This window comes from Paenibacillus sp. Y5S-9, assembly GCF_036894235.1.
Lineage (GTDB): Bacteria > Bacillota > Bacilli > Paenibacillales > Paenibacillaceae > Paenibacillus.
Window position 1 is genome coordinate 366156 of the sequence record NZ_CP145887.1, and the last position, 22577, is coordinate 388732.

Sequence of the window (22577 nt, forward strand, 5' to 3'; positions counted from 1 at the left end):
GTGAGGTGAACGTAGTGAAACCTGTTGTATTGGACAACAACCGAATTTTTCGGAGAGTGGGCGTGATTCTGGCCCTCTTTCTGCTGACCATAAGTATTGGCGTGCCGCTCTTGCTGATCTTCTGGCAAAGTGTGTATCCGGACGGGCAATGGGACTGGATGGCTCCGATTCGCACGATTACAGGTCATCATCTATCAGGTGTATTGCTGAACTCCGTCTGGCTTGGCATCTGCGTTGTAGCGGTAACCACACTGCTGGCGCTGCCGCTAGCCTGGATGATGGCGAAGACTCGGATGGGTGAGTATCGCTGGGTCGATGTAATCCTGATGATTCCGTTCATGACCCCGCCGTATATCGGCTCGATGGGCTGGATTCTGTTTATGCAAAAAGGGGGATACCTTCAGCAATGGGTGCCATCATCTGCGGGCTGGAGTGAGCTGTTCTTCAGCTTCTGGGGCATGGTGCTCATCATGAGCTTGCACCTGTTCCCGTTCCTGTATCTGCTGCTTCGAGATGCATTGATCCGCATCGGTGGCAATCTGGAAGAAGCGGGAGCCGTGCACGGTGCGCGTGCAGGGTGCCGTTTCAGACGCATTATTTTACCCTTATTGTTGTCGTCTTACGGCATGGGGATCATGCTGGTCTTTGTCAAAACGATTGCGGAATTCGGAACACCGGCAACCTTCGGGCGCAAGATTGGCTATTATGTCATGACCTCCGAAATTCATAAGTACATCTCCAGTTGGCCGATTGACTTCGGCAAGGCGACTTCGCTGGCATCGGTGCTGCTGTCCGTCTGTCTGGTGATGTGGTACATGCAGTCTGCGATGAGTCGAAAGTTCACGTATCGTCTGGTTGGTGGCAAAGGGCAACGTTCAAAGCGATATTCTCTTCGTGGCGGAGCAGGATGGTTGTGTGGGGCGTATCTTGCAATCCTGTTGATCCTGTCGATAGGTATCCCGTATTTCTCCATCATCGCCGCTTCGACCATGAAGTTACGGGGATCAGGAATTGCTTTTGATAATCTGACCTTGGATCATTACAAGGAGCTGTTATCTTGGGGATCGGTGAGTATGAAGGCTATCGGGAACAGTCTGGGATTATCCCTCGCGGCTTCAACCGTTGCTGTTATTATCGGTACTGGGTTTGCACTCGCGATCGGCAGATCATCTTCATTCATGCAGCGTGTGATTGACTTGTTCAGTCTGTTGCCTAATACGGTGCCGGGCATCGTGATGGTCGTGGGTCTGATTCTCTTCTGGAACTCACCCTGGATGCCAGTCACGTTGTATAACACCTACGGCATGGTTGTGCTCACGTACGTTGTTCTCTTCTTGCCTTACACCGTGCAGTATGTAAAATCGAGCTTTACCCAGATTGACGGAACGTTGTTCCAGGCTGGGCAAGTGTTTGGCGGGAAACCGCTGTATATTCTGCGGCGAATCCTGATCCCGCTGATCCTACCCGGCATGCTGGCCGGATGGATGATGACCTTTACGATTGCTACCCGGGAGTTGGTAGGTTCGTTATTGATTCTTCCGCCATCGATGCAGACGTCCGCTACGTATATTTTTGCCCAGTTTGAGCAAGGTCAGGTATCCCTCGGCATGGCGATGGCCGTCGTGACAGTAGGTATGACGGTGTTCATGCTGCTTGGAATCGAAATGCTGAATTCAAAGAGAAAGTGGAATGCATCATGATCAAACTGAACGTATGGGGCGGCGCAGGGGAACATGGACGTTCCGCCTATCTCCTGAGCGGGAGCCGGTTTCGGCTTTTGCTGGATTGTGGTGTGAAAAAAGAAGGCAAAGGCCAGTATCCGCTGATCGATCCGGAGATTGTCCCACAACTGGACGCGGTCCTCTTGTCCCACGCCCATGAGGATCATTCGGTCGCCATCCCTTTGCTGTATAAGATGGGCTACCAGGGTGAAGTGTGGACGACGAGAGAGACGAGGGCGCAGCTGCGTACGTATTTTGCCAACTGGCGTAGGTTTGTAGAGCGTATAGGCGAAGAACTTCCTTATGATGAAGTAGATGAGCAGGCTATTCGTTATCGGTATCTGGAAGATGAGGTCGTATCCCAAACCTGGTTTGAACCTTTTCCAGAAGTAAAAGTGATGTGGGGCCGGAGTGGACATCTGGCTGGATCGGTGTGGTTTGGGGTTGAAATGGAAGGTAAGCGGATTTTCTATTCCGGGGACTACACGTCCGAATCGCTGCTTTTACAGGAGGATTGTCCAGCGGAGGCGTTCTGGCAGACAAACATGCTTCGTGAGAATCCTGTGTTCGATGCTCCGAGCAGCGAACGGTGGGGTACAGAGGAACTAATCGCCATAAACAGTGGGCAAAAGGCTGGAGAATTCATAACGTCACAAGATCATACATCTGTTGCATCAGAGGCATCGTCAAGAACACTTGTATCCATGGAGATACCCATGAAGCAGAGAAATTTCACATCCAACGGAGCAGATGGAGCAGACAGAGCAGACAGAGCAAACGTAGCAGACGCTGCGCCAATATCTTCCGTCGGGCTAGTGGATCTGGCGATCGTTGATGCGGCCTACGGTACGGACCAGGATACACAGGCCGACAAACTGGAACAGCTTGAACGAGCCATTCGCCAGACGATTGCTCAAGGCGGAAAGGTGCTCTTACCCATGCCTGTCGTAGGTCGTGGACAGGAGATCATACTGTGGGCACAGCAACAATTCCCGGCTATCCCAATCGTAGTGGAACACGGGCTGGTAGACGGCATGAAGCAGCTTATGCATGTTCCGTATTGGTTGAGGGAGAAGGGAGAGCATGTCATCGGAAGTTCGTTGAAAGACAAAATTGATGGCTTTCTGACTGGACGAGGATGGGATCTGCCTACGACCACCCAAGAGCGGGAACAGCTGTTGGAACATCATGCTGCTTCGCTATGGTTCATTCCGGACGGCATGATGCAGTCCTCGCTTGCCCGTTGGTATTATAGTCAATTATCGGACAGGGAGGAGAATCTGATTCTGCTCACCGGGCATGTTGCTCATGGTACATTTGGTGATAAGCTGCTACGGGTTCCTGACAAGTATGGAGTGTGTGTGGTGCGGAAAATACGTTATAAAGTGCATCAGGGCTGGAAGGATGTTGAACGGATGCTGCATCAGGTTCCAGCAAGGCATACGGTCCTTGTGCATACTGACCGGGCAGAGACGGACCGTTTAAAAGAAGGTTTGCTCAGAAATAGCCCGTCACCGGGAACAGTTATACATTCACTGTCTGCTGGTGACGAGCTATATGTGTGAATTGTGCATGAATCGAATTGATGCGTCAGATTGGAACGTCCCTGGGGACGTTCTTTTTCCATTGTTGTGTGATCTTTAGGGTTCGCGATGAATAGGGTGTTCCAGTTCGGCATGACCCATCAAACTATCCACGGCTTCACCATCCACCAGTATATCCAGGCTGTTCACTTCATCAAATTGAAACATCGTTGTAGTTAAAGCTTCCAATGCGAGCAATTCTCCACTGGTACCAAGATTGGCTTCAGCGGGGATATGAACATCCAAAGTCACTGTACCCTCAGCATATTGTATAGAGAGCAATTCAACCTGCTCCCAGAGGGAAACAAGCTCTGAATCGGTGTTCGTTTGCAACGCTGCAAATGTTTTTTCATATTTTTCGGAATCATCCTTGTATTCAATTTCCTGCTCTGTTTTCTCAAGCTCAAGTACCTGAGAATCTGCCAAATAAACATCGACGACTTGTGTATTCATTGTGCCCAGATCCACCTCCGTTTCGGATGGGTTTGGTGCCTGCACCTGTCCCCCCTGAACAGCAGGTTCATTTGAGCCGGATTGGCTCACTGGCTTCTGGGCACATCCAACTCCGATAAGGATCAAGCATGATAATATAAGTGCACAACCTAGCTTCTTATTCAAAGAATCACTTCCTTTATCTGATTTATTATATGATTTATAGGCCCAAATACTCCTTGATTCCATCGGCTATCGCTTGAGCGGCTTTCATCTGAACAACTTCGGACGACATCAGTTCTTCATCGAGTACATTACTCAAGAATCCCACTTCCAAAAGCACTGCAGGCATGGTCGTGTCTCGGATCACTTCCAAGTTTCCATTTTTCACACCACGATCTCTGAGACCCATGGCTTTCACCAAACGTTGATGAATGATAGTGGCTAATTCCTTGCTATTACTGCGTTGATAATAATATGTCTCTGTACCTGTGGCTTGGGGGGCGGACTTCACACTATTGCCATGGATAGATACAAATACATCTGCATTTAATTGATTGGCGAGCTGAACACGCTCAGGACGGGTCGGATAGGTATCACCTTCACGAGTCATCACCAATTCGATATTGGGTTCATTGAGCAACAGGGCTTGTACTTTGTGAGCCAATGCCAGGTTGTATTCTTTTTCGGGTTTGTTCGTGATGCTGATCGTCCCCGGGTCACTGCCACCGTGTCCTGGATCGATGACCACGACCTTGCGTCCTGAATCGCCTACTGGAGTGACTGGAGCAGGTGTGACATTGTCTCCCGCAACATTCAGATCAATAATCAGTTTGTCGGCAATCACATTGTGGTTGTACTGGACATTCTTCACATTATTCAATTCCACGACAATGCGAACTTGTGCCGGTTCTCGTTTGAACAGTGAATATCTCACTTCTGTCACATTGGGATAACCGCTCACATCCAACTTGCCATTGAGTCCTTGATCCAGCGGTTGGGAGATATCACCAAAGGTGGCTCCGGGCAAGTCCACAACCAGACGATCAGGGTACTTGAGGGTCGTTACTATCGGCTGAACGGCCCCATCGGTGGATAAAACGAGCTGATTATTAGCAAATTGGATATCGGTAACCTTAGCGGTAGACGTTGAATCCCCTTTTCCAGAACTGTTGCCTGGGTCGATAGCAGGTCCCTTACTGGTGTTTGTTAAGTATACGATCTTGTCTTGATTGTTCCATCTTACCTTAAGCCCCATTTGTTCACTGACAAATCGAATGGGCACCACCAGCGTTTTATTCAAAATTTGCGGTGCTGTGTTCAAAGTGACTTGTTTGTCAGCAACCATGGCTTGCTTTTGGTCCACGGTTAGGGAAATCGTCTGTTGATCTTGCTGAATTTTTACAGTGCGTGCTTGTTGGTTCCAATCAACTTTGAATTTCAAATTTTCGGCAACGACACGAATCGGGATCATCACGTTTTTATTGATAATCGTCACCTGTACATCACTTGGGAGGACTAATTCCTCTCCATCCATAAAGATTTTCGACGAACTTGCAGCGGCATTTCCCTGATTAGGGAACAAAACGAGTAAGAACAGGCTCAGAAACAATAGTAAAATGGTTTTCTTCATTATGCACCTCGACTAGTATTAGATCTATATATGACTACCAAAATATACCTACATATTATAAACGGTAAAAATGTAAAAATGTTTCTCTTCTGATATCTAATTATCAATTGATGGAAGAAAACATGATGTGTGATCGCAAATGGGATGAATATCTCTCTTTTTATTTTCAATAATGTAATTAAATTTCATATAATGTTTGACTTGTGAAATTTAATATCATATACTGGGTGAAATTATGGCAGGATGACGTGTTTATCGGGTCTTGCAGGAGGTTGGAAGTGGATGGATACAGGCAGCTATCCGATGTGGGAGAAGTATCGTTTGAAGCAGGAGCATCTGGTCATCGGACTAATGTCAGGAACGTCACTTGATGGAACTGACGCGGCATTGGTGCGTATTCAAACCGATATGAGCGGAGCATTACAGCAGATAGAGCTGGTTGATTTCGTCTGTGTGCCGTATTCGAATGGATTGAGAGACGTGATGATCCGGTTATGTTCACCGGGGACAGCTCGTGTCGACGAGCTGACAGCCGCGCATTTTGGTGTATCGGAGTGGTATGCGCATAGCGTTACGGAACTGATGCGGTCTGCCGGTATTTCAACGCAGCAGGTGGATGTGATTAGCATGCATGGACAGACGGTATGGCATGCTCCTGTAGCCTCTGCATTTCCAGGGCCAACGGGAGCCAGTATTGATGTGGTATCGACATTGCAGATCGGTGAATGTGCTGTCGTTCGAGAACGGACAGGGCTGCCAGTGATTGGTAACCTACGAGCAAGGGATATGGCGGCTGGTGGGGAAGGTGCCCCGCTTACGCCTTATGCGGATGCTCTGATGTTCCGCAGCCCGACGGAAGGACGGCTGGTGCAGAATATCGGCGGCATTGGCAATGTGACGGTGCTTCCATCCGAGTCATCTACCGAAGGTATTTCGGCATTTGATACGGGACCGGGGAATATGGTGATGGACGCCATTGTGCGGCAGGCAACGGATGGGCGGCAGCATTATGATCCGAATGGAAGTATTGCCGCACAGGGGAAGGTCGATCAGGGTCTGGTAGAACTGTGTTTGGAGGATGAGTACTTCAAAAGACTTCCGCCGAAAAGTACCGGGCGAGAAGTATATGGAGCCGCATATGCAGTGAGACTGATGGAGATGGCCGCAGCGCGTTCCTTAACGCTTGAAGATACGCTGGCTACTGCCACCTGTCTGACCGCGGAGACCATCGTGCGTGCAGTGCAGGATTTTATCCTGCCCAAGGTGCAAATATCGGCCATGCTTGCGTGCGGTGGTGGCACTTCCAATGCCACGTTAATGGAGATGATCCGTCAGAGACTACCGAAAGATATCCGTTTGGAACGAACAGCAGATTATGGCGTACCTGATGATGCTCGGGAAGCCATTGGATTTGCTCTACTTGGCCATGAGGCACTTATGGGAAGAACCAATACACTCCCGGCAGTAACCGGAGCGAAACACGCCGTAATCTCAGGCAATCTCACACTCTAGTGAGGCCTGACTTTAATTGGAGTTCAGTTATGGAAGGGCGAGGGATTCGATTAGACGCGAGTGGAATTATAAGATAAAATGCTTGTACATGAATGCAGTACGGAAAGGAGGAGCGAATGGAAGGCATGAAAGGTGGACTTGTACGTTTACGCGCATTAATGGATGACTTGACCCCGTCCGAACGGAAGATCGGAGCTTATATTCTCGATCACCCGCAAGAAACTGTTCAATCCTCGGTGGCCCAGTTGTCTGAACGGAGTGGAGGCAGCCCAGCTGCCATTATCCGTCTCTGCAAATCACTGGGTGTAACGGGTTTTCAGGAGCTGAAGCTGAAGATTGCCGGAGATTTGCAGACGAGTGAGCCATATCAATATACGGAGATTCGTCCCCAGGACTCCATGGAGAGCATTATTCAGCATGTGTCCGCAAACAATATTCAGTCGGTGAAGGATACGGTTCATATTCTGGACCCACGTCTGGTGGAAAAAGCCGTGGACGTGCTTCATCAGGCAAACCGGATCTTTTTCTATGGAGTAGGGGCCTCCAACCTGATTGCGCTGGATGCACATTACAAGTTCATGAGAATCAATCGTACAAGCTTTTCGTTCGCCGATCCGCATATGCAGATTTCGTCCGCAACGACGCTTCGTGAGGATGATGCGGTGGTATGTATCTCGTATTCAGGGGAGACTTCAAACGTAATCTCCTGTCTCAAGCATGCTCACGATGGCGGTGCAGCGACAATCAGCATTACCAAGTGGGGCAGCAATACACTCAGTAGTATGGCGGATGTGCCTCTGATGATTACTTCCACCGAAAGTGATATTCGGAGCGGAGCCACATCGTCACGGATTGCTCAGTTGAACGTGATCGACATTTTGTATCTGGCGATTGCCAGTCGGGATTACAACCAGTCGGTGGAGTATTTGGAGAAGAGCCGACAGGCTATTCTGGAGCACAAGTGAAGTAGAACCATATGAATCCCTTTCTGTTTATACAGGAGGGGATTTTTTGACGGATTATATCCGCTTTTAGAATGAAAAAATAAAAAAAGAGCCCAGACCAATGTTGGGCTCCTCTCTTACCACCTCTAATGATATCCCTGTACGGCTCAGGAAGGCTTCGCAATGGCGCTGCGGACAAATCCGTTAGCCAGATCAAGCCTGTGCTGGGCTTCTGTTGCATCCACGCCTGCCATCAGCATGACGATTGCCGTTTTTACATGACCGTCTGCACCGGTAAAAGCCTCTTCAATATCTGCTTCATTCGCTCCGGTTGCCAGATGGATCATGCGTTTGGCCCTATGGACAAGCTTCTCGTTCGAAGGGTTCAGATCAACCATGAAATTACGGTAAACCTTGCCCAGACGAATCATGGCGGTAGTGGTGAGCATGTTCAGAATCATTTTCTGGGCGCTGCCTGCCTTCATACGTGTTGAACCCATGACAACCTCTGGGCCGACAACAGCCTCAATGCTCACATCAGCCAACAGGGTCATCGGCGTGCCTGCATTATTACTCAGGCTGATCACCGTAGCCCCAATCTCCTTGGCGTGTCTCATCGCACCCAGCACATACGGCGTTCGTCCACTGGCTGCAATGCCAACCACGACATCTTTTTTGTCTAAGCCATGTTCATCAAGGTCCGCAGCTCCCAACTCCTCACTATCTTCAGCACCTTCAACCGGGTCCTTCACTGCCCGGAATCCCCCTGCAATAATACCCTGCACCATGGAGGGCGGGGTTCCGTAGGTAGGCGGGCATTCCGAAGCGTCAAGTATTCCTAATCGTCCACTGGTACCTGCGCCTACATAAAAAAGCCTGCCGCCAGACTGAAACGCCTTCAAGATCCGATCCGCAGCCTGAGCAATGACCGGAATTAGGGGCTGAATGAGCTCCGCAATCCGTTGATCTTCCTTATTAATTAGCTCCATAATTTCTGCCGAAGGCAATTCATCTATATGATCCGTTAGTGGATTGGGTTGTTCTGTTATTAGTGAATTCAGCATGTGATTCATCTGTATGGCCTCCTTCTCTCTTTTAAAATGATTCATTCAGGGAACAGCGTTTTCTTGCCAGTTGTGCTGCGCCAACCGCTGGAGCGGGGGCATCTTCACGATATACAAAGTCCAACTCTCCATAATATCCCGATAACTTCTGAATAAATGTATTTCGGAAAAGTGCAGCGTATCGAAAAAGTGATCCGGACAGGACAACCTGAGTGGATGCAAATTCCCGATGACGGGCAATCAGCGCCTTGGCGGTATCCGCCAATTGGGAGGCTTCGTCGATGATCAGTGCCCGGGCGGCCTCATCTCCGAGTTCAGCTGCTTCTATAGCTAAGCGGGCGATGGATGCGGTCTCGGTTTTGCCCCAATCCGTCTGATACACCCGTGTCTTTAGCTCCGATATATCCCGAAGGTTCAGTTTCTTTAGAAGAAGCGGGGTTAAACGGGTTGGAGGAAGAACACCGTCATAACTCTGCATAACCACTTGGAGTGCACGCTGCCCAATACGATAGCCGCTCCCCTCATCTCCGAGCAGGTGACCCCAGCCTCCTGCACGGTATCGCTCGCCTTCCCGCGTAAATCCGTACACGATGGACCCTGTTCCAGAGATGCATAATACACCGTGCGTATGTCCGAGAGAGGCCATCAGAGCAATCTCTCCTTCGGATACAACCCAGACTGGACAACCTCCTGATGCCTGTCGATTACGACTCTTCATATAGTTATTTACTGCTTTGGCTATAAGTTGCCGCTCTTGGATCGTATCTACACCTGACATACCAAGGCATATACCCTCACAATTTGTCGATAAATCACTTATTAGATTAAATAGCTGTTCCAGCACTCGTTGCAGTTCGGAAAGGGCCTGTTCAGTTGATACGCTATGAGGATTCGTGGGACCTCCGCTGAGTCGGGAAAGAATTTCACCAGATTCGGAAATGATTGCTGCATCAGTATTGGTACCGCCTCCATCTACGCCTACATATACTCGCAAAGTGGCTCACCTCGCTTGCTTGGGTTTTCTTTTTACATAGTATAGTGGCATGAAAAGAAAAAGTAAAATTAAATTTTATAATAAAAAATAATGTTGAATTTTTATTTTACAACTCATATAATGAACTCAATCTACAATTTTGGAAGGAATTAATACTGTTAATGTCAATTAAGTTGACGTTAATATTGCATTTAAGAGATTTAGCCTGCGACTGGCAGGTCCAATCTCCAGGGGAGGTGCTTTTCCTTACTGCCGAGTTTATGGGTGGATGCCGTTTAAAAGGCTGAATGATCAAAAAAGGGGTAGCATGGTTAGGCAATGAAAGAATCGGATGATGACATGCAAAGGAGATGAAGGGATGAAAAAGAAGGGTCTGGTATGGACGATGTTGTTGATGATGGTCTTGGTTACTGCCTGTGGGAATAGCGGGGGTGCTGCTTCAGATGATCCGAATGCGGAAGATACAGTGACGGTATGGACCTATCCTGTACATGGCACATATGAAGATGAACTCAAGGATCTAATCGTTGATTTCAATAAAGAACACCCCAACATTACCGTGAAGACGGAAATGCTCTCCTGGGCGGAAGGCCCCAAAAAATTCGATGTCGCTTTGAACGCGGGCAACCCGCCGGATCTTTACTTTCACAGCGTAGACGGCACATATGTGAATACGGGATTGGCACTTGAATTGGACAGTTACCTGACACCTGAGGTTAAGGACGACTACCTGCCAGGTACGCTGGATTTAGGCCAGATTCAGGGGAAACAGTATGGTCTGCCCTTGTATCAATTCCAATGGGCTTGGGGTGGTAACAAACGCATTCTGGAGGAAGTGGGCATTGATTGGAAGTCCATTCAGCAAAATGGCTGGACCTGGTCCGAATTCAACGATGCTGCTGCCAAGCTGACCAAAACGCTGGATGGCGGGGCCAAGCAATATGCACTGGTTACCGACGGAACCTCGCTTGACTTCATTGAAATGCTGTCCCGAAACAACGGGATGATTGATGTTCTTGATAAAGACGGCACGTTCCAATGGAATGATGGTCGGATTCTGGATACCCTCTCTTTTATCAAAAACCTGATGGATCAAGGGTATATGCCGAAGGAAACGGCGGCTCTCGCGCCAGCAAAACGGACGGATATGTTCTACGCGGGGGAAACGGCGATTATCTCCAAAGCGATTCCTTATTATGATGTGATGATTCAGAACCGCAACAAGGACATCGATGATGGCAAGGTGCAGGGAGAGAAGATTGATTTTGTCCTGTTGCCTGTACCGCATAATGATGATCAACCTGCAGCAACAACGATGGGCGGCGAAGGGTATGTAGCCTTCAAACAGAAAAAGGACAAGGGCGAACAGCATGCCAAAAATACGTTCCTGGTGATGGAGGCGCTTAGTGGTGCCAAAGCAGGGAACTCGGCCAATGAACTGGCGCTTCCATTCGTAAGACAGTCCCAGGTGGAACTGTTTAAAGGAAAAGAGCTTGGTCAACCGGATAATCTGGCTGCTGCAAAAGTCATGGCAGAGAATATCGCGATGCCGGTTGTACTGGAACTGGATATCGACAAAGCATCCCAGCAAAAACAATTCAAGGAACAGGTTGTGAAGCCAAACATCCAGGCGCTGTTCTCGGGAGAAAAATCACCAGAGCAGATCGCAGAAGACTTCAAGAGCAAAGGCCAGCAGATGTTTGGACAATAACTCGGACAATCAAACATAACGCAAAACCACACTGATTAGGAGAGGAGGATTCGCCATGCAGACCGCCCTTGCGCCAAAACCGTCCGTGCCTCGGACTTCCCGGGTTGCCCGGTTTTGGCGAGACTACGGGTGGGCGTATTTGTTTATTTTGGCGCCTGTCCTGCTGTTTCTCATTTTCACACTGTATCCTGTTCTGACGGCTCTTGTGATGAGCTTCCAGAAATACAACATTATGAACTCAACGTGGGTTGGATTGGATAACTACGAGCGTTTAGTGAAGGATGAGACGTTCTGGAAATCGATTAAAAATACAGTGATCTTCACCGTAGGCACAGTCCCGGTCAATATTCTCATTACATTTGTACTGTCTTATTTCATCTATCAAATGAAAACTAAATGGCAGACATTTTTCAAAGCTACAATGTATCTGCCTGCGGTAGCCTCCGGGGTAACCATCTCCATTGTATGGCTGGCGATCTTTGACCCGACGGATTCAGGACTGCTGAACCGCTTCCTCGGCCTGTTCGGTCTTGACCCGGTAATCTGGCTGGGCCAATCGGGAACGGCACTTTTTTCCCTCATTCTGATGAACTGGCTTGGATCACACGGAGCGGGCATTATTCTGTATCTGGCAGCCATGGGCGGTATTCCGAAATCGCTGTATGAAGCGGCGGATATTGATCATGCCAGCGGCTGGACCCAGTTCAGCAAGATTACATGGCCGCTGCTCAAACCAACGACGCTGTATCTGCTCGTCACGGGTGTCATTACATCCTTCCAGGTGTTTATCTCGGTATATCTGATGACACAGGGTGGACCGAACTTTGCGACAACAACGATCGCTTATCTGATCTACGAGACGGCATTTAAGTTCTATGAGTTCGGATTGGCTTCGGCACAGTCGTTCGTATTGGCAATTATCATCATTGTCATCTCCGTCATTCAGTTCAAATATTTCTCCAGCGATATTGAGTATTAGAGGTAGTTCAAAACACGTGCTATTAGAGCACATTGCATTAAGCATCCGGGGGTGAATGAAATCCATGAAATCAACACAGAAAAAGATCCTGCTCGTTGTTGCATCCTTTCTGCTGGTGGTCTGGGCACTGGTGACGGTCATTCCGATGTATTGGATGCTCGTTGGTTCGGTGCAGGATAGCGCGATGTCGGCTTCGTTTAAACCACAGATGATTCCAGAGCAGCTGTCGTTATCACCATATGAGCGCTTTTTTGCCAAAACCGATGCCTGGCGCTGGTTATACAACTCGCTGCTCATCTCGATCATTCTGACCGTTACAAATGTATTCTTCGCCTCCTTGGCGGGATATGCGTTCGCCAAACTGAAGTTTCCGGGTAGTCAGGCGGTATTCTGGACGTTGCTTGGGACAATGATGATCCCGGCACAGGTGACGCTGATTCCTTTGTACATTCTGATGGTCAACGTGTTTGACCTGGGGGATACGTATACGGCCATTATTCTGCCTGCTGCCGTTAGCGTAGGGAACATATTCTTGATGAAACAGTTTATGTCCACGCTGCCCACATCGCTGATCCATGCGGCACGTATCGATGCATGCAGTGAGTTCGGTATCTTCTGGAAAGTCATTCTGCCGATGGCAAAGCCGGGAATCGCGGTGCTGGCGATATTCACGTTTGTGGCTTCGTGGAACGAATTCTTCTGGCCCTTCCTCATTACCAATTCCAGCGAGATGCGTACCATTCAGGTGGGGTTGGCCTCGTTTGTATTTGCCGAATCAACGGACTTCGGCGCAATGATGGCAGGGGCAACAATAGGTGCGTTGCCAATGATTATTCTGTTTTTCTCACTGCAACGTTACTTCCTGCAGGGCATTACGATCGGTGCGGTTAAAGGTTAACTGTTAGTTCAGGACAAGCGACAACGTAAAGGGGGATCTACCTATGGCACGCGTGGAGTTTCGCCAAGTGCGCAAAGAATTCAAAGACGATCATAAAGGAACGTTCACGGCTGTGGCCGGCTCGGACTTTGTTATAGAAGATAAGGAATTCGTAGTGTTTGTGGGTCCTTCGGGCTGTGGCAAGACAACGTCACTGCGGATGATTGCCGGACTTGAAAAACAAACGAGCGGTGATATTGTGATCGGTGACCGGCTTGTTAACGATCTGCATCCGAAGGATCGGGATATCGCGATGGTGTTTCAGGATTATGCACTTTATCCGCATATGACCATCCGTGAGAATCTTTCCTTTGGCCTGAAAAATCTGAAAAAGCCAAAGTCCTATATTGATGAACAGGTGCAGAATGCGGCCTCCATTCTTGGACTGGAAGCGATGCTGGAGCGCAAACCACGCGAGCTGTCTGGTGGTCAGCGCCAGCGTGTTGCGGTGGGACGGGCGATCGTCCGTGATCCGCAGGTGTTTTTATTCGACGAACCACTATCCAATCTGGATGCTAAGTTGCGGGTACAGATGCGGGTGGAGTTGGGTGAGTTGCATAAACGTCTCGGTGCCACGATTGTATACGTGACGCATGATCAGGTAGAAGCCATGACACTTGGGGAACGCATCGTGGTCATGAATCATGGAGATATTCAGCAGGTGGCTTCACCGAAAGAACTGTATGCGAGTCCGCGGAATATGTTTGTTGCCGGATTTATCGGTTCCCCGGCGATGAATTTCATTGATGCGCGGATTGAAGGCACGCAGGTTGTCGTGGACGGTGCATCATTCACCTTGCCAGAAGATGTACTCGCTCGTCTTCAGAGTCATCAAGGCAAACCGGTGATTATGGGTCTGCGTCCAGAGCATATTTTTGGTGATGATGTCGCTCCGAATATCCCGACAGACCACATGCTGCAGGCGCGAGTTCAGGTTGTAGAACATCTGGGCTCCGAGAATTTGGTGTATTTCCATTCTGGTGCCCGTACCGTTACGGCCAAGGTTCACCCCGAAACACATGCTTATGTAGGTATGGACAAAAAGTTTGTGCTGGACCTGCGTAAGGCACACTTTTTCGATCCAGAAACGGAGCTTGCGATTGGACGGGAGTAAGTGGGGCTGTCCTAAAAGCAATGAGCGTGAATGTGTACTATTTTTTCTCGTTATAATTTTGTTTTAAGGAACCTTACACACGTTATTCGCTCCCATTTGCACCGGTTTGAAATGTAACGAATCACAGAGACGTTATTTACTCGAAGATGTTGTTTTTTAGGCTCTGACGCCTTGGTTGTACCGAAATAACGGCACTGAAGTTCGTTAAAATTGGCATGCCTCGAAAATCTGTCGTTTAAGGTGCGGTAGATTCGTTAGCACGTTGCAAGTTTGGTACAACATACTGACCGGCGGTGCGGCCAAGCCAACCCAAATGGGGAGCCCTTTTAAGATAGCCCTTTGTTGGCGAACGCTTCTCTTCTCCATATTTGTTATGTTTTCTCCGTTATTGAGTAAATGTTTAGTCCAACTTATATAGAAGGGAGAATAAAAATGCGTAAGCTAAGTGAAGTATTGATCAAGTCGGGCGCGGAAATCTATCGGGATATTATTCCGGTGGCCTTGTACAGTGTCGTTAGCTCTATCGTATTGGTTCCCATTCTGATGTTTGCTCCGCTGCCGATCGCTATACTGCTCCTGGCCTTAATATATATGCCCATCCTGTTCGGTGTTTGTTATGCCGTGCATCACAGATTGGAGCGTAAGGAACGGCGCAATGGGCTTAAGGATATATGGATCGGAACGTTGAAGGGAATAATCCCTGGAGTGTCGGTGGGGGTGCTTTTCGCGGTGCTTGGCTTCATTCTATGGTCAACCTGGTGGTATTACGGTGGACAGGGTGGAATTACAGGTACAGCAGTGGGTGTATTCCAGACGTTCTTTGTTCTCATGGCGCTGATGTCACAGTTCTATACCTGGCAGCTTGTTTTACAAAAAAACATGGGCATCGTTCAAGCGATGGGGGAAAGTGTAAAGCTGTTCTTCCGTCACCCGGGGTACACGATGGGCGCTTGTTTTCAGGCCATGTGCCTGACTGCGCTGCTGATGCTGACTGTCGTTGGTTTCGGAGCACTGTTTGGAGGTATGTTTGCCATCTATCAGCATAAGGTTGCTCTTAATGTGCTGGAGCCTCAAGAAGAGCCTGTCGTAACAGGCGGTAATGATCACCAGCATACAGGCTGGATAAGCCAGGGGAATGTGTGATGGGCCAGTTGAAGGGGACCGAGCAGATCCCGGCTGTAAAAACGGGAGTTGATCTTCTGTCCGGAGGGTTATCGCATCCGTGGTTAATAGGTGCTCGAATCGGTCTAATTACAAACCCGACTGGTATTACAGCGGATTTTGTATCGACAATAGATGTGTGCACCGGACTGGCTAATACTGAGCTTACAGCGCTCTATGCCTGTGAGCACGGACTGGATGGAGAGCTTCAGGCGGGTGTCAGATTCGGAGACATGCTTCATCCACGTCTGGACATTCCGGTGTTCAGCCTGTATGGAGATTACAAGAGACCTACGCCTGCAATGCTGGCTGGAGTGGATACGGTGCTATTCGACATTCAGGATGTGGGCATCCGTTATTACACGTATGCCTCAACCTTGTTCCATATGATGGAGGTCTGCGCTGGAGCGGGCAAACGCATGCTGATTCTGGACCGTCCCAATCCGCTGGGTGGAAACGTTGTGGAAGGCGGTGTGCTGAACGCGGGGTATGAATCACTCGTTGGCGCTTGGCGTGTACCTGTACGTACCGGATTGACGGTAGGTGAACTCGCCCTGATGGTCAACAGCGAGATGGATGTACCTTGCGAATTGGACGTGGTTGCCATGGAAGGATGGCAGCGCTCCATGGAGTATGCGGATTGTGGTCTTCCCTGGATGTTACCCTCTCCCAATATGCCCACGCTGGACAGTGTGCGGGTATATGCGGGGACGTGCCTGTTCGAAGGCACTAATGTATCGGAGGGTAGGGGCACGACCCGCCCATTCGAGTGGATTGGGGCCCCCTGGGTTGAGGGTGAACGTTTGGCGGAACGATTTCGGGAATACAAGCTGGAAGGTGTGCATGTGCATCCAGTGTACATGTCCCCAACATTCTCCAAACATACAGGTGAGCTGTGTGGTGGTGTAAGGATTTTTGTAACGGACAGCAGGAAATTCCGGGCGGTAGAGACAGGGTTGGTGCTTTTACATGAACTGGTATCACTCTATCCGGAGCAATTCTGCTGGCTGGAGCCACCAGAGCCGGGTTCAAGGTACTTTATCGACCTGCTGGCAGGGGGTAAGGAAGTCAGGGAAACGATTCATGACTGGGCGGGCTTCGTTCGTTTAATGGAAGCGTGGAATGTACAGGCAGCGGAATGGAAGGAGCGGCGAAAGCCGTTTTTGTTATATCAATGAATGGATGTTTGTTATCGGAGGGAGGCATGAAATGAGTGGGCTAAACGAGTTATACCAGTCGAGGCTGAAACAGATGACTTTGCGTGAGAAAGTTGGGCAAATGCTGCTTTGTGGCTTTCATGGCACCGAAGCTGTTGGCGATGTGGAATCCTTTCTCCGAAAGTATCCAATTGGTGGCGTAATCTACTTTGCTCGCAACGTTGAGTCGCCAGAGCAGGTAGAGCGGTTATCGTTAGGGTTACAGCAGATTGCCAAAAGCAGTGGTAATGTGCCGCTCTGGATCTCCATTGATCAGGAGGGCGGCATGGTTGCTCGAATCACCGAAGGGATCGCCTTGATGCCTGGACCAATGGCCATTGCCGCTGCCGGTTCCATTGAAGATGCGTATCAGGCGGCATATATCAGTGGGTTGGAGCTGAAGTCCATGGGCATTAACATGAACTTTGCTCCGGTATTGGATGTGAACAATAACGCGGTTAATCCGGTCATCGGTGTGCGATCATTCGGCGAATCTCCACAATCCGTTGCAGAATATGGGGCCAGAACCATCGCGGGAATACAGGACGCTGGGATTGCAGCGACAGCCAAGCACTTCCCGGGGCATGGGGATACGGATACCGATTCCCATCTGTACCTCCCAATCATCACTCATGATCGTGAACGGGTAGAGCGTCTGGAGTTGATTCCATTCCGAGCCGCTATCGCCGAAGGTGTCGATGCCATGATGTCGGCGCATATTTATTTCCCTGCACTGGAGCCAGAGCGTCTGCCCGTAACGCTATCGCAAACCGTATTAAGCGGTCTGCTTCGCCAGGAACTGGGTTATGAGGGCATGATCGTGACAGATTGCATGGAGATGGATGCCATTGCCGTGAACTATGGCACTGTCGATGCAGCCGTAATGGCGGTAGAGGCCGGGGCAGATCTGGTGTTAATTAGCCATACGGCTAAGCTTCAGGCAGAAGCATTTGAAGCGTTGATAGCAGCTGTGAGAAGCGGGCGGATTAGCGAGAGACGTATTGATGAGTCGGTGAATCGCTTGCTGATGTACAAGGCGAAACGTGGTTTGCTGGAGAGTGAAACAGGTGGTGCAGGTGATGAGGAATTGGACAGTGTAGTATCGAATGCACCTTCGTCAAAGGCATCAAATGATCCTGCTCATTCCAGTGGGCCTGAACGCAACAGTTTATTACACCAAGAGGTTGCCCGCCGTATTAGCGAGAACAGTATCACACTGGTGCGCGATCAGCTGAATATGCTGCCTTTGAAGCCGGAACGCACGCTGGTCATAACGGTTGCCACGTCCGTGACGACAATTGCCGACGAACAGCTGACTCAGACGTTCACCTTGGGCTCAGCCTTATCCAATTATGGTCTGGATGTTGTTGATCTGACGGTCACACCCGAGGACGTTGCCATTCGTTCCGCACGTCTGCTTCAGGCAGCGGAAGCAGATGACATTCGGCAGATTGTGGTGGGAACCTACAATGCGGGAAGTCCCTCCGGCGATCCACAGTGCAGGCTGATTGGTTGGATACAGCAATTGGGCAAACCACTGGCTGTTGTGGCATTGCGAAGCCCCTATGATCTGCTGGCGCTTCCGGATGCCCAGGTCTATGTAGCGGCTTACGAGAGCCGGCCACTTGCCGTGGATAGCGTCGCTCAGGCGCTGATGGGGTGTATTCCTTTTGCGGGGAAACTTCCTGTAACATTAAAGCAGACAGATGATGAAAGAGCGGATGTCTCCTAGGCAGTAATAAGAATATGAGTAAATCTACCTTTTGCAGGATGGAGAAGAGATGGATTGTGGGTTGAGCGAAACGGAAGTGTGAGTCGTTAAAATGAGAACATATACAACACAAAGAGACGATCCTTTAAAGGACCGTCTCTTTGCTCATTATAAGCTATAAATTATAGATTATTGCAATTGCAGTGCTTTGGCTGTTTGTGCCTCAACTTCATCCAAAAGTGAAGTCATGTCCATGCCTGCGTGGTTGCCGAGCAGGATAATCGTGATATCATCGGACAGATTACGTGAAAAGGCTGTAGCGAACCCGCCACCACTACCGTTGTGGAAGACGGTACGGTTTGTGCCGTTCTCTTTGAGAATCCAGGCGTAGCCATAGTTTTTATCGGAGTAGGGCTCATACATCTGTTCAATCGTATCTTGGCTTAGAATCTTGTCCGTATACAACGCACGATCCCATTTCAGCATATCGTCCACCGTGGAATATATGGTTCCTGATCCGGATTGGGAAACATAATATGGGGCAGTTACCCATGCGTTATCTTGTTGAACAAAACCACTAATCGTGTGCACTTTACGGGAAGCCTCTCCCGAATTCTTCATGCCAAGTGGTTTCAATATCGTCTGCTGCACGTAGTCGGCATAACTCATGCCAGATACCTGTTCAACGACGTATGCAAGTAAAACATACCCGCTGTTGCTGTACAGATAGGCACTTCCTGGTTCAAACTTCAGCGTTTTGTGGCGAATCTCCTCTACAGTCTCTTCCATAGAAGTTCCTTCACCCCGACCGAATGCCGATGGCAGACCTGAAGTCTGGGATAACAGCATATGCAGCGTGATCTGATCTCCCTTCGGTATACCGGAGATGTACTTAGAGATTGGATCTTGCACATTAATCTTACCATCCTCCACGAGACTCAGAATGGACGCGGCTGTGAAGGATTTGCTCAGCGATGCGATTCGAGTCTTCTGATCCGGACGATTCAGCGTCTGTTCGTCGGCAAGTCCGTAGCCTTGTCTTAGCAGAACTTCGCCATCACGGGCAATCAGCGCCATACCTGGATAGTTGATCTCGCGCAGATACGCATCTACACTGGCAACTTCGCTGTTCAGCAGGCTAACTTGATCAGTGATCATACTGACACTCATCTGCCCCGTGGCTGTGCGTTGGACCTTGATGTCTGCCTTGATTGCATTAGCCATAGCCCGGACAGGTATCATCAACGTACCGTTAACGGTACGTGAATTCACACCTGTGGCCAGATCGACCTTGTTTACCTTAATGGAATTGCTGCCAGCCTGATGGATCAGCTTGTCTCTGCCAACGGTAATGGTAGCCGTCTTGGTGCGATTATCCCATTTCAACGTGCCTTTAACCGATGTGACCACATCCCGTAGTGGAACAAACGTTGAGCCTTTGATTATAAGTGGTGCGTTCTTCCAAGATTGTTGCTCACCATTCACTTCAATGTGAACTGCTTGCGTCGTCTGCGCTGCGGATGCCGTAATACCAGCTTGTCCCAGAATCGGGCCTGCGCACAGGATGAGCGCTAACAGAATGCGGAACATGGATGAATATAACGTGGAAATACGTTGTCTTTCATTTGACTTGCGTAAGATGTGAATCCTCCCCTTCCAATCGTTTCATGAATAGTCAACTTATGAGCATTGTAAACGATCTCGCGTAGACGGTCAAAACGATTAAGCGGATATAATCCATATCATCTGATCAGATCATTTAAATTAAATTTGTACTAATTTAGTATCGATACATAATATTTTTACAGCGATTGTCCGATAAAAGGATGGGTGAAGATTATGATGGGGGATAGTTAAATGAAGAAAAGGATTCGAAATTGGTTTACTTTAACCGTAAAAAAACGCCTGATCGCTGCATTGCTCCTGTTCCTGATTGTACCGAGCATTACCGTGGGATGGTTGTCTTATCAAAAAGCTGCTGACCAGGTTAAAATGGAAATTATTCGTTCCGCACAGGCCAAAACAGAAATGCTTAGTCTGCAGATAAATCAAATGCTGGATATGGAGAAGGATAACGCAGCGCAGATGGCTGCGGGTATTACTTCAAACGATATTATTAATAAATCCCCTGCACTGCAAAGGCAGATGGATCGGATGTCTCAGAATCATAAGGAACTGGGTGTACTCACCGCAGGTGCGGAAGATGGCAGCTGGATGAAATCTCCTGATCCTGGGGAACAGATCTATGATCCGCGTGAACGTTCATGGTATACGATGGGCATGTCTCAGGACGAACCTGTAATCTCGGATACATTCCAGTCGGCCACGACAGGTGAATGGGTCGTAACGGCGGCTGCCAAGCTGGCTGATGGCAAAGGGGTATTCGGGGCCAATGTCAGTCTCAATCATCTGAAAGAATCCGTTGATCAGATACGTATTGGTAAAGAAGGCAAACTGTACATGCTGGATAACGGGGGTAAATTCCTGTTCCACTACAATATTGAATCCGGTACACAGTCGGATCAACCTTACATCAATGAGATGTATACGAAGGAAAGTGGAACGGTGAAGTATACATATGATGGTCACGAAGTGGAAGCTGTGTATTTCACCAATCCGGTGACAGGTTGGAAAATTGTTGGCGAGATGGTTCCTTCCGAAGCAAGTGAAGCCGTAATGCCTATTTTGATCCGTGCAATTACAATTGTTGCATCTGCATTGGTTATCGGGTTGATTCTGCTTATATTCATTATCCGCAGCATTCACCGGCCATTGCTGCAATTAACGCAGGCAGCATCCAAAGTAAGCGCCGGGGATCTCACCGTTCGGGTTGGTTTGCAGCGCAAGGATGAGTTCGGACAGCTTGGAGATAGCTTCGATACGATGACGACTTCACTTCGTAATGTGCTTGGAGAGGTGCATGATACGTCCAGCCAGCTGGCGGCATCTTCTGAAGAGTTGATGGCAAGTTCCGAGCAGACATCCAAAGCGACAGAACAGGTGGCTGAACTGATGCAGGATGCAGCTGCAGGAACGAGTTTGCAAAACAATAGCCTTGCTGCTACAGGCCAACTCGTGGGCGAAATGTCCATTGGAGTCAAAGAGATCTCATCCAGTGCTGAAAACACCGCTCGTATCGCTCTGGATGCTTCCACCAAGTCGGAAGCGGGTATGGTTACAGTAGAAGAAGCGGTTACCCATATTCAGCAGGTGAATGATGAGAGCAAAGCCATGTCTGTCGTCATTGAGGATTTGCGCGCGAAAAATGAAGAGATTCTTGTGATCGTGGCCGAGATTACGGCCATTGCCAAGCAGACGAACATTCTCGCTTTGAATGCATCTATTGAAGCTTCAAGAGCTGGTGAGCAAGGGCGTGGATTCGCGGTTGTAGCCAACGAAGTGAAGACACTGGCTCACAGTTCAGGCGCTTCAGCCGAGCGGATTAATGAACTTATGCATGAGATGCAGGAGAAAACCAATGCGGTGCAATCCACTTTTGCCCGTACGGGAGAAGGTATGGTGAAGAGTTCGCAGATGGTTACAGAAGCGGGCGAAGCATTCAATAACATTCGTACTGCGGTTCAGTTGGTGGCTGCACAAGCTGGAGAAGTATCCGCGGCTTCCCGTCAAATTGATGGGGGCATGAGTCATATCAACAAGGCAGTAAGTGATACAATGGTTCTGTCGGACAGAATTGCCTCTGGAACGGAAGATGGATCAGCGGCTGCTCAAGAGCAGTTGGCTACAATGGAAGAGGTTGCAGCTTCTTCGGCAGCATTGTCACGTATGGCTGAAGATCTGCAAAGCATGATTGAACGGTTTAAGTTGTAACAGGGATTGAAATGAGACTGCAGGGTTGCGACCCTGCAGTCTTTTTTCTGTTGA

At 49.0% G+C, this 22577-nt stretch carries 17 protein-coding genes; 12 read left to right on the forward strand and 5 right to left on the reverse strand.

Annotated elements, in window-relative coordinates; all coding sequences use genetic code 11:
* The first annotated feature begins 14 nt into the window (after positions 1-14).
* Together V6669_RS01775 and V6669_RS01780 are read left to right on the forward strand one after the other, a co-directional pair.
* Positions 15-1700 carry an iron ABC transporter permease gene (locus tag V6669_RS01775; RefSeq protein ID WP_338590143.1) on the forward strand — a complete coding sequence of 562 codons (1686 nt, stop codon included), beginning with the start codon at positions 15-17 and terminating at the stop codon, positions 1698-1700.
* On the forward strand, positions 1697-3286 hold the full coding sequence (locus V6669_RS01780) for an MBL fold metallo-hydrolase (RefSeq protein WP_338590145.1): 1590 nt from the start codon (positions 1697-1699) through the stop codon (positions 3284-3286). The genes V6669_RS01775 and V6669_RS01780 overlap by 4 nt, the downstream gene beginning before the upstream one ends.
* A 75-nt stretch (positions 3287-3361) precedes the next feature.
* Here V6669_RS01780 and V6669_RS01785 read toward each other — a convergent pair whose 3' ends face one another.
* Together V6669_RS01785 and V6669_RS01790 are read right to left on the reverse strand one after the other, a co-directional pair.
* Positions 3362-3922 carry a GerMN domain-containing protein gene (locus tag V6669_RS01785; protein WP_338590147.1) on the reverse strand — a complete coding sequence of 187 codons (561 nt, stop codon included), beginning with the start codon at positions 3920-3922 and terminating at the stop codon, positions 3362-3364.
* Between the two features lie 34 nt (positions 3923-3956).
* Complete coding sequence (locus tag V6669_RS01790) at positions 3957-5369, reverse strand: N-acetylmuramoyl-L-alanine amidase family protein (RefSeq protein ID WP_338590149.1); 1413 nt, start codon at positions 5367-5369, stop codon at positions 3957-3959.
* Positions 5370-5651: 282 nt separating this feature from the next.
* Here V6669_RS01790 and V6669_RS01795 point away from each other — a divergent pair, with 282 nt between their 5' ends.
* On the forward strand, positions 5652-6881 hold the full coding sequence (locus tag V6669_RS01795; RefSeq protein ID WP_338590151.1) for an anhydro-N-acetylmuramic acid kinase: 1230 nt from the start codon (positions 5652-5654) through the stop codon (positions 6879-6881).
* A gap of 125 nt (positions 6882-7006) precedes the next feature.
* Positions 7007-7846 (forward strand): MurR/RpiR family transcriptional regulator, encoded by an 840-nt coding sequence (locus V6669_RS01800; RefSeq protein WP_036616797.1) that lies wholly within the window; start codon positions 7007-7009, stop codon positions 7844-7846.
* 146 nt (positions 7847-7992) lie between these two features.
* On the opposite strand, the gene murQ is transcribed toward V6669_RS01800, so the two are convergent.
* Together murQ and V6669_RS01810 are read right to left on the reverse strand one after the other, a co-directional pair.
* Positions 7993-8898 (reverse strand): N-acetylmuramic acid 6-phosphate etherase, encoded by a 906-nt coding sequence (gene murQ, locus V6669_RS01805; protein ID WP_338590153.1) that lies wholly within the window; start codon positions 8896-8898, stop codon positions 7993-7995.
* Between the two features lie 22 nt (positions 8899-8920).
* The gene (locus V6669_RS01810; protein ID WP_338590155.1) at positions 8921-9883 is read right to left on the reverse strand and encodes a BadF/BadG/BcrA/BcrD ATPase family protein; all 963 of its coding nucleotides are present in this window, start codon (positions 9881-9883) and stop codon (positions 8921-8923) included.
* Between the two features lie 358 nt (positions 9884-10241).
* On the opposite strand from V6669_RS01810, the gene V6669_RS01815 reads away from it, so the two are divergent.
* From V6669_RS01815 to nagZ, 7 genes are all read left to right on the forward strand, one after another.
* A complete protein-coding gene (locus V6669_RS01815) occupies positions 10242-11594 on the forward strand; it encodes an extracellular solute-binding protein (protein WP_338590157.1) in 1353 nt (450 codons plus the stop codon).
* A 55-nt stretch (positions 11595-11649) separates the two neighbouring features.
* Positions 11650-12573 carry a sugar ABC transporter permease gene (locus V6669_RS01820; protein ID WP_289390902.1) on the forward strand — a complete coding sequence of 308 codons (924 nt, stop codon included), beginning with the start codon at positions 11650-11652 and terminating at the stop codon, positions 12571-12573.
* 64 nt (positions 12574-12637) lie between these two features.
* Positions 12638-13471: a carbohydrate ABC transporter permease gene (locus V6669_RS01825; protein WP_338590161.1), complete on the forward strand. Its 834-nt coding sequence runs from the start codon at positions 12638-12640 to the stop codon at positions 13469-13471.
* Between the two features lie 43 nt (positions 13472-13514).
* A complete protein-coding gene (ugpC, locus tag V6669_RS01830; protein WP_338590163.1) occupies positions 13515-14624 on the forward strand; it encodes a sn-glycerol-3-phosphate ABC transporter ATP-binding protein UgpC in 1110 nt (369 codons plus the stop codon).
* Between the two features lie 432 nt (positions 14625-15056).
* Positions 15057-15767 (forward strand): hypothetical protein, encoded by a 711-nt coding sequence (locus V6669_RS01835; protein ID WP_338590165.1) that lies wholly within the window; start codon positions 15057-15059, stop codon positions 15765-15767.
* A complete protein-coding gene (locus V6669_RS01840; RefSeq protein WP_338590167.1) occupies positions 15767-16963 on the forward strand; it encodes a DUF1343 domain-containing protein in 1197 nt (398 codons plus the stop codon). Before V6669_RS01835 ends, V6669_RS01840 begins: the two co-directional genes overlap by 1 nt.
* A 31-nt stretch (positions 16964-16994) precedes the next feature.
* Positions 16995-18713, forward strand: a complete 1719-nt coding sequence (nagZ, locus tag V6669_RS01845; protein ID WP_338590169.1) for a beta-N-acetylhexosaminidase — start codon at positions 16995-16997, stop codon at positions 18711-18713.
* A 168-nt stretch (positions 18714-18881) separates the two neighbouring features.
* Here the strand turns inward: nagZ and V6669_RS01850 are convergent, their stop codons facing one another.
* Complete coding sequence (locus V6669_RS01850; protein ID WP_338590171.1) at positions 18882-20282, reverse strand: serine hydrolase; 1401 nt, start codon at positions 20280-20282, stop codon at positions 18882-18884.
* Positions 20283-20549: 267 nt separating this feature from the next.
* On the opposite strand from V6669_RS01850, the gene V6669_RS01855 reads away from it, so the two are divergent.
* Positions 20550-22523 carry a methyl-accepting chemotaxis protein gene (locus tag V6669_RS01855; protein ID WP_338590174.1) on the forward strand — a complete coding sequence of 658 codons (1974 nt, stop codon included), beginning with the start codon at positions 20550-20552 and terminating at the stop codon, positions 22521-22523.
* The last annotated feature ends 54 nt before the right edge of the window (positions 22524-22577 follow it).

Excerpts from the sequence above, each read along its gene's own strand:
- V6669_RS01795 (WP_338590151.1), top strand. The coding sequence starts at position 5,652 with ATGGATACAGGCAGCTATCCGATGTGGGAGAAGTATCGTTTGAAGCAG.
- V6669_RS01840 (WP_338590167.1), top strand. The coding sequence starts at position 15,767 with ATGGGCCAGTTGAAGGGGACCGAGCAGATCCCGGCTGTAAAAACGGGA.
- ugpC (WP_338590163.1), top strand. The coding sequence starts at position 13,515 with ATGGCACGCGTGGAGTTTCGCCAAGTGCGCAAAGAATTCAAAGACGAT.
- V6669_RS01850 (WP_338590171.1), bottom strand. The coding sequence starts at position 20,282 with ATGTTCCGCATTCTGTTAGCGCTCATCCTGTGCGCAGGCCCGATTCTG.
- V6669_RS01820 (WP_289390902.1), top strand. The coding sequence starts at position 11,650 with ATGCAGACCGCCCTTGCGCCAAAACCGTCCGTGCCTCGGACTTCCCGG.
- V6669_RS01800 (WP_036616797.1), top strand. The coding sequence starts at position 7,007 with ATGAAAGGTGGACTTGTACGTTTACGCGCATTAATGGATGACTTGACC.
- V6669_RS01780 (WP_338590145.1), top strand. The coding sequence starts at position 1,697 with ATGATCAAACTGAACGTATGGGGCGGCGCAGGGGAACATGGACGTTCC.
- V6669_RS01835 (WP_338590165.1), top strand. The coding sequence starts at position 15,057 with ATGCGTAAGCTAAGTGAAGTATTGATCAAGTCGGGCGCGGAAATCTAT.
- nagZ (WP_338590169.1), top strand. The coding sequence starts at position 16,995 with ATGAGTGGGCTAAACGAGTTATACCAGTCGAGGCTGAAACAGATGACT.
- V6669_RS01825 (WP_338590161.1), top strand. The coding sequence starts at position 12,638 with ATGAAATCAACACAGAAAAAGATCCTGCTCGTTGTTGCATCCTTTCTG.
- murQ (WP_338590153.1), bottom strand. The coding sequence starts at position 8,898 with ATGAATCACATGCTGAATTCACTAATAACAGAACAACCCAATCCACTA.
- V6669_RS01855 (WP_338590174.1), top strand. The coding sequence starts at position 20,550 with ATGAAGAAAAGGATTCGAAATTGGTTTACTTTAACCGTAAAAAAACGC.
- V6669_RS01790 (WP_338590149.1), bottom strand. The coding sequence starts at position 5,369 with ATGAAGAAAACCATTTTACTATTGTTTCTGAGCCTGTTCTTACTCGTT.
- V6669_RS01815 (WP_338590157.1), top strand. The coding sequence starts at position 10,242 with ATGAAAAAGAAGGGTCTGGTATGGACGATGTTGTTGATGATGGTCTTG.